Origin of the sequence: Pseudomonas reactans (genome assembly GCF_013387025.1) — a bacterium.
In the GTDB taxonomy this organism is placed as follows: domain Bacteria; phylum Pseudomonadota; class Gammaproteobacteria; order Pseudomonadales; family Pseudomonadaceae; genus Aquipseudomonas; species Aquipseudomonas reactans.
The window spans coordinates 1-365 of sequence record NZ_JACAQP010000141.1; the positions used below are offsets into that span (position 1 = coordinate 1).

Annotated in this window: 2 protein-coding genes; both read left to right on the forward strand. The window is 29.9% G+C overall.

The genetic code is table 11. The features are described from left to right. The coding region (locus HX793_RS32225; protein ID WP_218646219.1) for a hypothetical protein at positions 1 to 210 on the forward strand (210 nt) is incomplete at its 5' end. A 43-nt stretch (positions 211 to 253) separates the two neighbouring features. Further along, on the forward strand, positions 254 to 365 hold a 112-nt coding region (locus HX793_RS32230; RefSeq protein ID WP_178905616.1), incomplete at its 3' end, for a hypothetical protein.

Below are 365 nucleotides of genomic sequence, written 5' to 3' on the forward strand. Positions count from 1 at the left end.
CAAAATCAAAAGAGCGATTGGGTTGAAAAAAAAAGTAAAAGATTTCGAATCATCTTGTTATCCTATAATGAAAACGAACATAAATATTTAAATTTAAATGGAAAAAGAGAGGATAGAGAATCTGTTGATAAGTTTATCTGTATCCGAGGTATCTATTCAGTTTGTACTATAATACCTTGTTTTGACTGTATCGCACTATGTATCATTTGATAACCCCCAAAATCCTCTACCTTTCATTTAAATAGAATTTCAAATGGAGAAATTCCAAAGCTATTTAGGGCTAGATAGATCTCAACAACACTACTTCTTATATCCACTTATATTTCAGGAGTATATTTATGTACTTGCTCATGATCATGGTTTAA